At 68.4% G+C, this 12,846-nt stretch carries 12 protein-coding genes; all 12 read right to left on the bottom strand.

The annotated features are described in order from the left end of the window. Positions 1–57 precede the first annotated feature (57 nt). Positions 58–1,005 (bottom strand): cell envelope integrity protein TolA, encoded by a 948-nt coding sequence (gene tolA / locus ACFPOE_RS16885; RefSeq protein ID WP_376851405.1) that lies wholly within the window; start codon positions 1,003–1,005, stop codon positions 58–60. 10 nt (positions 1,006–1,015) lie between these two features. Further along, the gene (locus tag ACFPOE_RS16890) at positions 1,016–1,441 is read right to left on the bottom strand and encodes an ExbD/TolR family protein (protein WP_376851407.1); all 426 of its coding nucleotides are present in this window, start codon (positions 1,439–1,441) and stop codon (positions 1,016–1,018) included. Between the two features lie 89 nt (positions 1,442–1,530). Further along, positions 1,531–2,241, bottom strand: coding sequence for a protein TolQ (tolQ, locus tag ACFPOE_RS16895; protein ID WP_376851409.1), 711 nt, complete (start codon positions 2,239–2,241; stop codon positions 1,531–1,533). Continuing rightward, positions 2,238–2,720: a tol-pal system-associated acyl-CoA thioesterase gene (ybgC, locus tag ACFPOE_RS16900; protein WP_376851410.1), complete on the bottom strand. Its 483-nt coding sequence runs from the start codon at positions 2,718–2,720 to the stop codon at positions 2,238–2,240. Before ybgC ends, tolQ begins: the two co-directional genes overlap by 4 nt. Beyond that, entirely contained in the window at positions 2,717–3,901 is a 1,185-nt protein-coding gene (locus ACFPOE_RS16905) for a pyridoxal phosphate-dependent aminotransferase (RefSeq protein WP_376851412.1), read from the bottom strand. Before ACFPOE_RS16905 ends, ybgC begins: the two co-directional genes overlap by 4 nt. After that, positions 3,898–4,407 carry a transcription antitermination factor NusB gene (gene nusB, locus ACFPOE_RS16910; RefSeq protein WP_376851413.1) on the bottom strand — a complete coding sequence of 170 codons (510 nt, stop codon included), beginning with the start codon at positions 4,405–4,407 and terminating at the stop codon, positions 3,898–3,900. Before nusB ends, ACFPOE_RS16905 begins: the two co-directional genes overlap by 4 nt. Then, on the bottom strand, positions 4,404–4,868 hold the full coding sequence (ribH, locus tag ACFPOE_RS16915; protein WP_376851415.1) for a 6,7-dimethyl-8-ribityllumazine synthase: 465 nt from the start codon (positions 4,866–4,868) through the stop codon (positions 4,404–4,406). The genes nusB and ribH overlap by 4 nt, the downstream gene beginning before the upstream one ends. Positions 4,869–4,873: 5 nt before the next feature. Next, positions 4,874–6,004, bottom strand: a complete 1,131-nt coding sequence (gene ribBA, locus ACFPOE_RS16920) for a bifunctional 3,4-dihydroxy-2-butanone-4-phosphate synthase/GTP cyclohydrolase II (RefSeq protein ID WP_376851417.1) — start codon at positions 6,002–6,004, stop codon at positions 4,874–4,876. After that, a complete protein-coding gene (locus ACFPOE_RS16925) occupies positions 6,001–6,642 on the bottom strand; it encodes a riboflavin synthase (protein ID WP_376851419.1) in 642 nt (213 codons plus the stop codon). Before ACFPOE_RS16925 ends, ribBA begins: the two co-directional genes overlap by 4 nt. Before the next feature lie 59 nt (positions 6,643–6,701). Next, on the bottom strand, positions 6,702–7,808 hold the full coding sequence (gene ribD / locus ACFPOE_RS16930; protein ID WP_376851421.1) for a bifunctional diaminohydroxyphosphoribosylaminopyrimidine deaminase/5-amino-6-(5-phosphoribosylamino)uracil reductase RibD: 1,107 nt from the start codon (positions 7,806–7,808) through the stop codon (positions 6,702–6,704). Positions 7,809–7,877: 69 nt separating this feature from the next. Then, a complete protein-coding gene (locus tag ACFPOE_RS16935) occupies positions 7,878–8,342 on the bottom strand; it encodes a type IV pilin protein (RefSeq protein WP_376851423.1) in 465 nt (154 codons plus the stop codon). A 31-nt stretch (positions 8,343–8,373) separates the two neighbouring features. Continuing rightward, positions 8,374–12,846 (bottom strand): PilC/PilY family type IV pilus protein, encoded by a 4,473-nt coding sequence (locus ACFPOE_RS16940; protein WP_376851424.1) that lies wholly within the window; start codon positions 12,844–12,846, stop codon positions 8,374–8,376.

Below are 12,846 nucleotides of genomic sequence, written 5' to 3' on the forward strand. Positions count from 1 at the left end.
TTGTCGTGATGCCTGCGCATTTTCACGACGAACGCGCGCCAGTCAAATCGACGAGGATCAGTCCTTGGGCCGGAAGTCGATGATGAGCGGGGAGGGCACGCGGCCGTCGAGGTCGCGCGGCAGGATTTCGGTCTTGATGACGGCCTTGAGCACGGCCTCGTCCCAGGCCCTGACGCCGCTGGACTTGAGGATGCGCTGGCCGACGATGGTGCCGTCCGGCGCCGTGCGCACCTCGACCTCGGCCCGCGGATTGCCGCTGATCTCTTCGGTGAACACGATGTTGGGCTTGACCCGCGCGGCCACGCGGCCGGCGTAGCTGGAGGACGGGCCGGACGAGCGCAACGCGCTCCCGGTTGCCGCCGCCGGCCCGGTGGCCCCGGCCATTCCGCGCATCCGCTCGATGTTGGCCTGCCGCTGGGCTTCGAGGGCCTTCTCGGCCTTCTCGCGCTTCGCCGCTTCCAGCTTCTTCCTGTCGTCGGCGGCCTGGGCCTTGGCCAGCGCCTGCTTGCGGCGCTCCTCCAACTCGCGCCTGGCCTCGAGCTTTTTGTCTTCGGCGGCCTTCTTCCTGGCCGCCTGGTCCTCGGCTTCGCGTTCGCGCTCCAGCGCGAGCTGCTTGCGCTTTTCCGCGGCCTTCTTTTCCTGCGCCTTCTTTTCCTGCTCGCGCTCCAGCGCGATCTCGGCCTCGCGCACGGCCGGGTCGGGCTGGGGTGCCTCCACCTTCTGCACCGGCGGCGGAGGGGGCTGGGGCTTGGGCTGCGGCTGCGGCTGCGGCTCGGGTTGCGGTGGAGGCGGGGGCGGCTCCACCAGCTTGGGCGCGGCCTCCTGCGGCAATGCGGACCACAGCTCTGCCTCGGCCGTGAGCGCTACCGGGTCGCGCTTCCAGCGCACGCCCCAGCCCAGCGCCAGCATCAGCAACAGGTGGACGACGACGGCCAGGGCCAGCGCCCGCAGCATGCCCGGCGGCGGGGGCGGCGCGAACTGCAGGCGGTCGACGGCGGCGGGCATGTCCTGCAAGTTACTTCGCCACCTGCACCGACAGGCCGACCCGCTTGACGCCGGCGCGCTGCAGCGTGTCCATGACCTTGACGACCACCTCGTACTTGACGCTGCGGTCGGCGCTGATGACCACCGCCGACTGGCCCTCGGCAACGCCGGCCTGGGCCTTCTTCGCTGCGTCCGCGACCTGGGCCAGCGCGATGGAGGAGCCCTTGCCATCCTGGCGCAGTTCCAGCGATTCGTCCTTGCGGATCACGATCTCGAGCACCTGCTTGGGCGGCACGCTGCCCTTGCCGACGCTGGGCAGGTTCACCACGCTGGGGGCGATCAGCGGCGCTGTGACCATGAAGATGATCAGCAGCACCAGCATCACGTCGATGAACGGGACCATGTTGATCTCGTTGATGGTGCGGCGGCCACGGCCGCGGGAAACGACGGCGGGCATTCAGGTCTCCGAATGGCCGCCCCGAGGGGACCTGGGCCCGCTCGGGAGGCAGTGCAGCGGTGCAAGCGCAAAGGTGGGGGCTGCCATTGCTAGTGCCCGGACGGCGTGGCCGACGCCGGGTGCGACTGCGCACCCAGGTTGCGTTGCAGGATGTTGGAGAACTCCTCGATGAAGGTCTCCAGCTTGATCGCGACGCGGTCGATGTCGCGGGCGAAGCGGTTGTACGCCACCACCGCGGGGATCGCGGCGAACAGGCCGATGGCGGTGGCCACCAGCGCTTCGGCGATGCCGGGCGCGACAGTCGCCAGCGTCACGGTCTGCAGCGCGGCCAGGCCGGTGAAGGCGTGCATGATGCCCCACACGGTGCCGAACAGGCCGACGTAGGGCGAGACCGATCCGACCGACGCCAGGAACGACAGGTTGGTCTCCACCGTGTCGAGCTCGCGCTGGTAGCTGGCCCGCATCGCACGGCGGGCGCCATCGAGCAGGGTGCCGGCATCCTGGATGCGGCGCTCGCGCAGCTTCTGGTATTCCCGCATGCCGCTGGCGAAGATCCGCTCCATCGGCCCGGCCACGCGCGCGTTCTGCGCCGCCGCGGCGAACAGGTCGTTCAGGCTGGTGCCGGACCAGAATTCCTTCTCGAAGTTGTCGTTCAGCGACTTGATGCGCCCGAGCGCGAACAGCTTGCGGAAGATCGCCGCCCAGCTGGCCACCGACACCGCCACCAGCAGCAGCATGACCGCCTGCACCACCCAGCTGGCGCCCAGCACGAGTTGGAGAATCGACAGGTCTTGGTTCATTGTTCCAGGGCTTTCAGGATGATGGGCGGGATTCTGGCGGGACGCAGGCGCTGCGCATCGACCCATCCGATGCGGATCGTGCCCTCGCAGAGCAGGGCGCCGTCGCGCTTCATGCTGGCCTGCTGCGCGATTATGAGAGATGCCCGTCCCCCGGCTTCGAGGCGGGCGGTAACCAGAAGTTCATCGTCCAGCCTGGCGGGCTGCAGGTAGCGCAGCGAAGTCTCGCTCACCACGAACAGGCCGCCGGTGGTTTCGCGCAGTTCGCCCTGGTTCAGGCCGAGCGAGCGCAGCCACTCGGTGCGGGCACGTTCGAAGAACTTCAGGTAGTTGGCGTAGAACACGATGCCGCCGGCGTCGGTGTCCTCCCAGTAGATGCGCACCGGGTGCCGAAAGACCCGTTCGCCCTGAGCCTTCGACAGGCTCAGGACTGAAGGCCGTCGAAGGGCTTCGACGGGCTCAGCCCGAACGGGGATGTTCATGCGGCCAACGCCATCAACCGTGCCGCCGCTTCCTGCAGCTGCTCCATCGCGCTGGCGGTGGAGAAGCGGATGAAGTTGCCGGTGTCCGCGCTGCCGAAATCGCGCCCGGGCGTCACCGCCACGTGGGCCGTCTTCATCAGCTCGAAGGCCAGCTCCCAGCTGCCGGCGACGCCCAGCGTGCGGCACAGCTGCGTGCAATCGGCCCAGGCGTAGAAGGCGCCGTCCGGCTTGACCGGGACGGTGAGGCCCATCGCGTCGAGGGCCGGAATGAAGAAGTCGCGCCGGGCCTGGAACTCGCTGCGCCGCCGTTCGTATTCGGCGATGCTCTCGGGCTCGAAGCAGGCCAGGGCGGCGTGCTGCGCCACCGTGCTGGGGCAGATGAACAGGTTCTGCGCCAGCCGCTCGATCACCGGCACCAGCGCCTCGGGCACCACCATCCAGCCGAGCCGCCAGCCGGTCATGTTGAAGTACTTGGAGAAGCTGTTGATGCTGATGACGTGTTCGTCGATCGCCAGGCCGGTGTGGCCGTAGGTCTCGTCGTAGCTCAGCCCCAGGTAGATCTCGTCGAGCAGCGTGATGCCGTCCTTGCTGCGCACGAACTCGTGGATCAGGCGCAGTTCGTCGGGATGGATCGAGGTGCCGGTGGGGTTGGACGGCGAGGCCAGCAGCACGCCGCGGGTGCGTTCGCCCCAGGCCTGCCGCACCTTCGCGGCACTGAGCTGGAAGCGCTCCTGCGCGCTGGTCGGAACCAGCACCGCGCGGCCTTCGGCGGCGCTGACGAAGTGCCGGTTGCACGGATAACTGGGGTCCGGCATCAGGATCTCGTCGCCGGCGTCGATCAGCGCCAGGCAGGCCAGCTGCAGCGCGGCCGACGCGCCGGCGGTGACGACGATCCGCCGCGCCGGCACGTCCACCCGGAAGCGCTGCGCATACCACTGGCTGATCCGCTCGCGCAGGCTGTCCAGGCCGGTGGCCTGCGTGTATTGCGTGGCGCCGTCGCGGATGGCCCGGGCCGCCGCTTCCTGCACCAGCGGCGGCGCGGTGAAATCGGGCTCGCCGATGTTCAGGAAGATCATCGGCCGCTGGCTGTGCGCGAACTCGCGCGCGTACTGCGAAGCGGCCTTGGCCACCTCCATCACGTAGAAGGGTTCGATGCGCCGGGCACGGCTCGAAATCCTCACGCGCTGCCCTTCATCCGTGTGCGGTCGGCCTCGACTTCGGCGCCGCGCAGTTGCGGCGCCAGGCCGTTGAGCACCGCGTTGACGTACTTGTGGCCGTCGGTGCCGCCGAATTCCTTGGCCAGCTCGATGCATTCGTTGAGCACCACGCGCCACGGCACGTCGGGCGCGTGCTGGAACTCGTAGGCGCCGATCCACATGACGGCGTGTTCCACCGGCGAGATCTCCGCCATCTTCCGGTCCAGCAGCGGCAGGATCAGCGCGTCGAGCTGCTCCGCCTCGCGGATGCAACCGTGCAGCAGCGCGTCGTAGTGGACCGAGTCGGCCTTGTGGAAGCCCGCCAGGTCGCGCGTGAAGGTGTCGATCGCCGCTGCCTCGTTGTGCCCCACCAGGTGCTGGTAGAGCGCCTGCAGCGCGAATTCGCGCGAGCGGCTGCGGCTGGACTTGGCCGAGGCCTTGCGCGCGCCCGTGGAGGTCTGGCCGCGGGCCGGCTTCTTTTCTTCGGTCATTTGAGGTGGTCCAGCAGGTTGGCCATTTCGAGCACGACGCGGGCGGCATCGACGCCCTTGTCGGTCTGGCGGGCGATCGCCTGTTCCATGGTTTCGGTGGTCAGGATGACGTTGGCAACCGGCAGCCGGTAATCGAGCGACACCCGGCTGACGCCCGCCGCCGATTCGTTGGCCACCAGTTCGAAGTGATAGGTTTCGCCGCGGATCACGCAGCCCAGCGCCACCAGCGCGTCGCAGCGGCCCCGGTCGGCCAGCGCCTGCAGTGCGATCGGGATCTCCAGCGCCCCGGGCACCAGCACGTGCTCGATGTCCGCCTGCTCGACGCCGAGCGCCAGCAGCTCGCCCTTGCAGGCACGGGCCAGCGCATCGGTGACGCTTTGGTTGAACCGGGCCTGCACGATGCCGATCCGCAGTCCCTTGCCGCCCTGGCGGGCGGCCTTGCCTTTGTCAGCGCCAAGCATCGTTCTTATTCCTCGCCGGCATCGGGATTGAGGTGGCCGACCACTTCCAGGCCGTAGCCGGCCATGCTCGGCATCCGGCGCGGCGGCCCCATCAGGGACATGCGCTGGACGCCGCATTCGCGCAGGATCTGGGCGCCGATGCCGTAGGTGCGCAGGTCCATCTTGCCGCGCTCGGGCGCCTGCGACGGCTTGGCCGTGCCTTCGAACTGCTCCAGCAGCTGCTCGCCGGTCTCGCCGCAATTGAGCAGCACGGCCACGCCCCGGCCTTCGCGGGCGATGTGCGCCAGGCTGCGGTCCAGGCTCCAGGAGTGCATCGGCCGGCCGACTTCCAGCGCATCCAGCACCGACAGCGGCTCGTGCACGCGCACGGGGACCACGGCGTCGGCGTTCCAGCGGCCTTTCACCAGCGCCAGGTGCACGCCCTGGCTGGGCTTGTCGCGGAAGGCGTGGGCGGTGAATTCGCCGAACGCGGTCTGCAGCGCACGCTGGCCGATCTGCTGGACCAGCGATTCGTTGCGGCTGCGGTATTCGATCAGGTCGGCGATGGTGCCGATCTTGAGCCCGTGTTCGGCGGCGAACAGCTGCAGGTCCGGCAGGCGCGCCATGGTGCCGTCGTCCTTCATGATTTCGCAGATCACCGCGGCGGGCGTCAGGCCGGCCATGCCGGCCAGGTCGCAGCCGGCTTCGGTGTGGCCCGCGCGCATCAGCACGCCGCCGTCCACCGCCTGCAGCGGGAAGATGTGGCCGGGCTGCACCAGGTCGTCGGCGCTGGCGTCCTTGGCCACCGCCGCCTGCACGGTGCGGGCGCGGTCGGCCGCCGAAATGCCGGTGGTCACGCCCTCGGCCGCCTCGATCGACACGGTGAAGGCGGTGCCCATCTTGGTGCCGTTGCGCGCCACCATCGGCGGCAGGCGCAGCCGCTCGCAGCGCTCGCGGGTCAGCGTCAGGCAGATCAGGCCGCGGCCGAAGCGGGCCATGAAGTTGATCGCCTCGGCGCTCACATGGTCCGCCGCCAGCACCAGGTCGCCTTCGTTTTCGCGGTCCTCTTCGTCCACCAGGATCACGATCCGGCCGGCCTGCATGTCGGCCAGGATCTCGGCGACCGGCGAGATCTTCACGGTCTGCGGGGCGCTCATGGGCTGGCTTTCTGCAGTTGCGGATCAGCGGTGAGCATGCGCTCGACATAGCGTGCGATCAGGTCGATCTCCAGGTTGACGCGGCTGCCGGCCGCCAGGCTGCCGAGCGCGGTGTTCTGCACGGTGTGCGCGATGAGGTTGATGCTGGCCTGCGTGCCGTCGGCCAGGTCGGCGATCGAATTGACCGTCAGGCTGACGCCGTTGATTGTGATCGAGCCCTTGTAGGCCAGGTATTTGCCCAGGGCCTTCGGCGCCAGCACCCGCAGTTCCCAGCTCTCGCCGACCGGCGCAAAGAAGCTGACCGTACCGATGCCGTCCACGTGCCCGGCCACGATGTGGCCGCCCAGGCGGTCGCTGGCGCGCAGCGCCTTCTCCAGGTTGACCGCTCCGGGCTCGGCCAGGCCGGCCGTCTTGTCCAGGGACTCGGCCGAGATCTCGATGGTGAACTGGCGCCGGCCCGCATCGACGGTGGTGACCGTCATGCAGGCGCCGTTGATGGCAATGCTGTCGCCCAGGCCGACGTCGTCGAGGTAGCCGGCGGGCGCCTCGATGGTCAGGCGCTTGCCGTGCTGCAAAGAGCGACCCAGGTCGTGGACGGCGGCGATGCGCCCCACGCCGGTGATGATTCCGGTGAACATTGCGCCATTTTCGCAGGGATTGGCGGGGGACCCCGAAAGCGGGGCCCGGGAGGCTCGGCCTAGAAGGCGTCGCGGCCCGAAACGCGGGCCAGGATGCGCAGGTCGCCGCCGACCATGTCGGTGCCGTGGAACTCCAGTGCAACGGCTTGCGCGAGCTCGCCGATCGGGCCGAACGCCGCCATGTCGCGGCCCTGGCCCAGCAGCTTCGGCGCCAGGTACACCAGGAATTCGTCGGCCAGGCCTTCGCGCACCAGCGAGCCATTGAGCTTGTGGCCGGCTTCGACGTGCAGCTCGTTGACTTCGCGCTGCGCGAGGTCGCGCAGCATGGCGGCGAGGTCCACCTTGCCGCCCGGTCCCGGCAGGTGGACCAGCGTCGCGCCCCTGGCCTGGAGCGCCGCCTGCCGCGCCGCGTCGGCGACGGCGAAGTAGATCAGCAGCTGGCGCGCCGGGGCGAACAGCTTTGCCTCCAGCGGCGTTTCCAGCCGGCTGTCGACCAGCACCAGGTGCGGCTGCCTGGGCGTGGGCACCAGCCGCACGTCGAGCTGGGGATCGTCCTCCAGCACCGTGCCGATGCCCGTCAGGATGGCGTCGGCGCGCGCCCGCCAGGCGTGGCCGTCGGCCCGGGCCGGCGCCGCCGTGATCCACTGGCTGGCGCCGTTCTCCAGCGCGGTCTTGCCGTCCAGCGAGGCGGCGATCTTCAGCCGTACCCACGGCGTCTTGCGGACCATGCGGCTGAAGAAGCCGATGTTGAGTTCGCGCGACTCGGCGGCGCCGGCCCCGATCTCCACCGCCACGCCGGCCGCGCGCAGGCGCTGGAAGCCCTGGCCGGCCACCAGCGGGTTGGGGTCCGCCAGCGAGGCAACGACCCTGGCGATGCCGGCCGCCGCGAGTGCATCGCAGCAGGGACCGGTGCGGCCCTGGTGCGAGCACGGTTCGAGCGTCACCCAGGCGGTCGCTCCATGGACGCTATGGCCCAGGGCGGCGGCGTCGCTCAACGCCATGATTTCGGCATGGGGACCGCCGGCACGCTGGGTGTGGCCCTGCCCCAGGACGCGCCCGGCGCCGTCGGTGATGACGCAGCCGACGCGGGGATTCGGATTGGAAAGGACCAGCGCTTCCCGGGCACAGGCCAGAGCCTGCTGCATGGGAGGCGGAAGCGGGTTCATCGCGCGATTGTGAACGATGGACCGGGGGGACCGGGCGGGCCGCGCCCGGCCGGGATCGGGCGCCCGCGCCTACTTCCAGCAGTCGTCGCGCGATTTGGTCGCGCCCGACACGCCCCGCACCCCGGTGGATGTGAGGGTGTAGGAGCCGCAGGGGTCCGCTGCCATCCCGCCGCCGCTGGTCGGAGCCATCGTCAGCGTGTAGTCGGTCGCGCTGGACGCGATCGTCAGGCTGTAGATGATGTTGGCGCCGTCGGCCGGCGACCGTTGCAGGTTGGCCGGCATCGCGTCCGTCACCGTCTGGCCGGAGCGGGCCTGGTTGAACGCGTCGTTGGCCGAATAGAAGCGCTGCATGAATTGCGCCGCCTGCAGCAGCTGTCCCCGCGCGTCGGCCCGCTTGCCGCGCGCGATGTGGCTGGTGTACGAAGGCACCGCGATGGCCGCCAGGATCCCGATGACTGCCACCGTGATCATGAGTTCGATCAGGGTGAATCCGCGGACCTGGCGCGGGAGCGTGGGTGATGCGTGTTGGTTCATGAGTGGCACCTGATGATAAGCGGCCATCGGCCTAGCGCAGGAACAGCTGGCGCCACTGGTGGCGGACACCCGGAGAAGTGGTGCCGCAAGTGTTGGTCAGCGAACAGTCGATCTTGATGATCGTGGCACCGGGCGCCCCACCGCCGACGTTGGCATAGGTCACCGCCAGGTCGTTCTTGGACACGATGATCGAGACGTTCCGTCCGTCCGCCGAGCCCTGCAGGCCGCTGACTACCAGGTCGCTGGAATCGACGTTGCCGTCGCCGTTGGTGTCCAGCACCGGCTTGCTCGGCCCGCCGCCGTTGAGCGCATCGATGATGTAGAGGAAACCGACGCCCCCGCTCGTGTTGGAGCATGGATCCACCGACACGTTGGCCGGGGAGATCGTGTCGGCGACCGCGAACCGGTCGGCCAGGATGTCCAGCGGATAAACCAGGCGCTGGCCGGTATTGGGCATGTCGATGAACCAGCCGCGCTTGGGCGAGGCTCCCGTGTAGTCGATCGGGTTGGACGTCACCGCAAAGTAGGTGTTGCCGCTGGTCGAGGTTTGCGCCGCGCCGATCGACTGCTGCACCAGGAGCGAGGTATCGATCAGTGCGGAGCCGGTCGGGATGGTGCCCGTCCCGAAGGTCAGCTTGTCCCAGATGCCGTACAGCGATTGCGTCGCCGTGGTCGTGATGTCCGGCACCTCGTAGAACTTGCCGGTCCCGAAGATGACCATGTAGCCGGGCTTCGGGTCGGTCGTGCCGACGATCGGCAGGGTCAGCACGCTGGGCGCCGCGGTGATCGGCTTGCTCGGCCCGCTCTTCATCAGGGGCTGGCCGCTCAGGTCCACGCCCCAGCCGCTGGAGCTGGCGGCGTTGAGGTTGAACTTCCACATGTTGCCCAGCAGGTCGCCGGCATAGGCGCCCACCACCTGCTGGTTGGCATTGCGCACCAGGCGCACCCCGCCCAGGCCATTCCTGTTGCCGGTCGAGCAGGCGCCGGCACCGGTGTTGATTTCCTTGATGAGCGCCCCCGTGTCCAGGTCCACCACGAACAGGCGGGCCTGGCAGGACTTGCTCTCGTAGCCGTTGCCGAACACGGCGACCCACTGGCCGCCGACCGTGACGCCGGCCTGGATGTCCGTGAGCACGTAGCCCAGTTCGGCGAAGGAGGAATTGTTCGAGCTTGCCTCCCACAACACGCTGGAAGCGTTCATCCCGGTGACGGAGGTGTTCAGGCTGGTCGCGTCGATCGCGAAGACGGCAGACCGGGGGCTGACGCCGGCCGTGGACGGCGCGCCGGCGCCGGCGCCGGTCGAGCCCAGGACGATGTTGGCCCAGCGGCTCTTGGACGCCAGGTAGGCGTCGGTCTCGGAGTTCGGGCCGTCGACGTAATACTGGTGCACGTAGGCCTTGTCCGCCAGCTTGCTCAGGGTCGGCAGCAGGGCATTGGGCACATAGGCGAAGACCTCGACGCCTCCCGGAATGATCGGGACGTCGTTGGCGCCATAGGTGCCGTCGCGGAAGGCATGCAGCATGCCGTCGTTGGCACCCACGAACAGCACGCCTTCGGCACGCGCCTTCTTGGCGGCCACGAACGCCTGGTAGGTGCTCTGTCCCGTGACGGTCGAGGGCAGCAGGTCGTACTGCATGTTCAGCGAGTCCTTCACGAACACCGGCGTCGAGTTGACGATGTCCCCCAGCACGGTCTGCCGGCCGCGGTAGATGGCCGTCGGCGAGGACGAAGTGGTGCTGTTGTCCTCGTTGGTCTTGTCGCCCCGCAGGTAGTTGATCAGGCTGGCATTGGCGCCCGTTCCCATGGCCGTGATCAGCCCGCTGGGCATGCTGGAGTCGAACGGGACGGCGCGCGTGCCGCTGGTTGCGCCGTTGCCGACGAGGATATTGCGGGCTGCCGCCGGCGGCATGGTCGACGCGTAGGTCTTGATGCCGGTGATCGGGTCGGTGGAGACCAGGGTTTCGACCTGCCACGCGATCGTGCTCTGGTTGGCCGTGGCCTGGTCCAGGTTGTAGGCGATCACGTTGCCGGTCCAGGTGATCGGCGTGTACATCGGCGTGTACTTGCGGGTGTCCTTGGTCAGGCTGATGGTGGACACCGCCACGCCCGACTGGGTGCCTTCCTTGCCGCCGATGTCCGACATCATCTGCTGGATGGAGCCGTTCAGTTCATCCGCGGTCTTGGCATTGAGCATCTTGCCGCGGGAGTTGACCGTTGCGTGCCACATGTCGTCGATCGCCTTCGGATCGTTGATGGCCGGCACCGGCCAGTCCAGCGTGCGCGACGCATAGCCGGTCAGGGCCTGGAGCACGGCGGGGTCGGTCGCATCGAGCGTTCCGATCAGGCCCAGGCCGATGGCGTAGAAGCCCATGTGCTGCCAGTAGGCCTCATCCCCGGTGACCGGTTTCACGTTATTCGCCAGGTCCGGCCGCAGGTCGGTCACCCAGTACTTCATGGCGACGTCGGCCATCGTGTTCAGGTACTTGGTCGTGCTGCTCTTGGCATCGCTGTACGGGCCGATCGGGGCGTAGGCGTAGGCCCTGGGCTGGGTGATCGTCGGCCCGGGGCTGCTGTCGTAATCGCCGGTGCCACCCACGCTGAACGAATCGTTGTAGTAGCCGTCGGTCATCAGCATGGAGTAGGAACGGCGGCAGGTTGCATGGCCTGCTTCGGTCCCCGACACGGAGATCGAGCCACTGCCCGTCGGCGAGGCTGCCCACGGGCCGCCGGAGTCGGCGCGCTGGTAGTACTTGCCGACGTTGTCCAGCGCGATCCGGCTGGGGGTGGAGCCGGGTGCCGAGAGGCCATACAGCCAGGTCAGGAAGTCGCTCTGTACGGTGGGAGTGAACAGTCGCACACCCTTGTCCAGCTGAGGCGTGCTGTCAGCGAGGTTGTTGATCGTGCCCCAGCCGAGGCGGAAGGTCGGGTTCAGCGGCTGGAACGCCAGGCCGATGCCGGTCTTCGCCAGGTCCAGGCGGGTTCTGTGGTAGGTCTTCCAGTTCGCGTAGTTCTGGACTTCCTCGGCCCAGGTGCACACGTTGCCTGCGCAGTCGGTGCGGTTGCGGAACTTGGGATAGGTGTAGCTCGAGCTGGTGGTGTTCGGATAGGGAATCAACGTGGCGCCAGGCGCCAGCGGGCTGCCTGCGTCGGGCAGGTAGCCGGCAGGCGTGCCGGTGGAGAAGTAGTCGCCCGCCGAAACCGGCCCCTTGCCGGCCGCCAGGCCGTTGGGATTGCTCAGCCCGTCCCACTTCTTGTTGATCACCACCGGGCTGCCGGTGGCGGAACAGGTGACCTTGACGACTGCGCCCGAGCCGCCGGTCACCGAGGCGTCCGTCGGGCAAGCCGAGTAGGAGCCGCCGGTGAGCAGGGTGACGGAGTTGACGTAGTTGGTCTGGCCGAGGGTCACCGCGCCGGTGGCCGAGATGCCCCCGCCGGTCGCAGCGGGGAAGGTCACGCTGGGCGGGCTGGCGACGTCGAAGCCCAGGCCCCTGACGGTCACGGTGACATTGAGGATGCTGTAGGTCGCAGAGCTGCCGGACGTCGTCACCGCGTAGGTCTGCGTGGTGCCCCCGCACGTGACGTTGGCGATCGTGCTCGAGCTGTAGCCGGAACCCGGATTCGTCACCGTGAAAGTCTGGATGGCTCTGGCGCCGCTGTTGCCCGTGGGCAGCACGGCGGTTGCCGTCGCCAAGGTTCCGGCGCCGGCGTTGGAGAAAGTCACGGAGCACGCCGTTCCGTCGGGGACCGTGAACTTTTTGGTGTTGTTCGTGATGGACGTGATGCCCGCGGTGCCCAACGAATAGGTGTTGATCGTTCCGGCGGCGGCCACGTTCGGGGAACCGCTGGGCAGGCCGATGGTGACGGCCTGGCCGTCGTTGTTGGTGGTCGACCAATTTCCGGGGTTGACGCTGATGTCGGTGACTTCATACGTGGACGCCGTCGTGGCCTGTCCGGTCGCGGCGGGGTTGACGCTGCCTCGGGTGAAGAACGACAGGGGCAGCGCCGGCGGGGTGGCCGGGTAGCCTCTTCCGCGCAGGACGGGGTCGAGCGTGATGCCGGTGACACTGTAGAGCTGCTTGGCCGGCGGCTTGTAGAAGTAGACATTCCAGCTGGAGATGCCGGTGGTCGAACCGGCCGCCATGGGCGTGCCGTCCGCATTGACCCGGATCTTGTAGGTGACCCTGGGATCGTAATAAATCAGGTTCACGTCCGGAGAGCGGCCGTAAGGAGAGGGGGGCGTGCCGGTCCAGACGCAACCGCTGCCCCCGATGCATTCGGCATCATCGTTCGGGCCGCGATTGCCCTGGTAGCCCGCACCGCCGCCGTACTGGTAGATGGCGGTGGATACCATCGAGCCCGAGTCGTCGAAGATGAAGACGATGTTGGGCTCGACCGCTGCGGTGCGGGAGAGCAGCGGGTCCTGCGCCATCTGGGCGTGCAGGGTGATGGCGTTGGTGGCGAGCACCGCGGCCCCGAGCAGCCACTTCAGTTGACGTTGGAACAT

Origin of the sequence: Caenimonas terrae (assembly GCF_042655405.1) — a bacterium.
Classification (GTDB): Bacteria; Pseudomonadota; Gammaproteobacteria; order Burkholderiales; family Burkholderiaceae_C; genus Ramlibacter; species Ramlibacter terrae_A.

Bases quoted from the DNA above. Each gene is read 5' to 3' on its own strand.
- ribBA (WP_376851417.1), bottom strand. From the start codon at position 6,004: ATGAGCGCCCCGCAGACCGTGAAGATCTCGCCGGTCGCCGAGATCCTG.
- tolQ (WP_376851409.1), bottom strand. From the start codon at position 2,241: ATGAACCAAGACCTGTCGATTCTCCAACTCGTGCTGGGCGCCAGCTGG.
- ACFPOE_RS16940 (WP_376851424.1), bottom strand. From the start codon at position 12,846: ATGTTCCAACGTCAACTGAAGTGGCTGCTCGGGGCCGCGGTGCTCGCC.
- ACFPOE_RS16935 (WP_376851423.1), bottom strand. From the start codon at position 8,342: ATGAACCAACACGCATCACCCACGCTCCCGCGCCAGGTCCGCGGATTC.
- tolA (WP_376851405.1), bottom strand. From the start codon at position 1,005: ATGCCCGCCGCCGTCGACCGCCTGCAGTTCGCGCCGCCCCCGCCGCCG.
- nusB (WP_376851413.1), bottom strand. From the start codon at position 4,407: ATGACCGAAGAAAAGAAGCCGGCCCGCGGCCAGACCTCCACGGGCGCG.
- ribD (WP_376851421.1), bottom strand. From the start codon at position 7,808: ATGAACCCGCTTCCGCCTCCCATGCAGCAGGCTCTGGCCTGTGCCCGG.
- ACFPOE_RS16890 (WP_376851407.1), bottom strand. From the start codon at position 1,441: ATGCCCGCCGTCGTTTCCCGCGGCCGTGGCCGCCGCACCATCAACGAG.
- ACFPOE_RS16925 (WP_376851419.1), bottom strand. From the start codon at position 6,642: ATGTTCACCGGAATCATCACCGGCGTGGGGCGCATCGCCGCCGTCCAC.
- ribH (WP_376851415.1), bottom strand. From the start codon at position 4,868: ATGCTTGGCGCTGACAAAGGCAAGGCCGCCCGCCAGGGCGGCAAGGGA.
- ybgC (WP_376851410.1), bottom strand. From the start codon at position 2,720: ATGAACATCCCCGTTCGGGCTGAGCCCGTCGAAGCCCTTCGACGGCCT.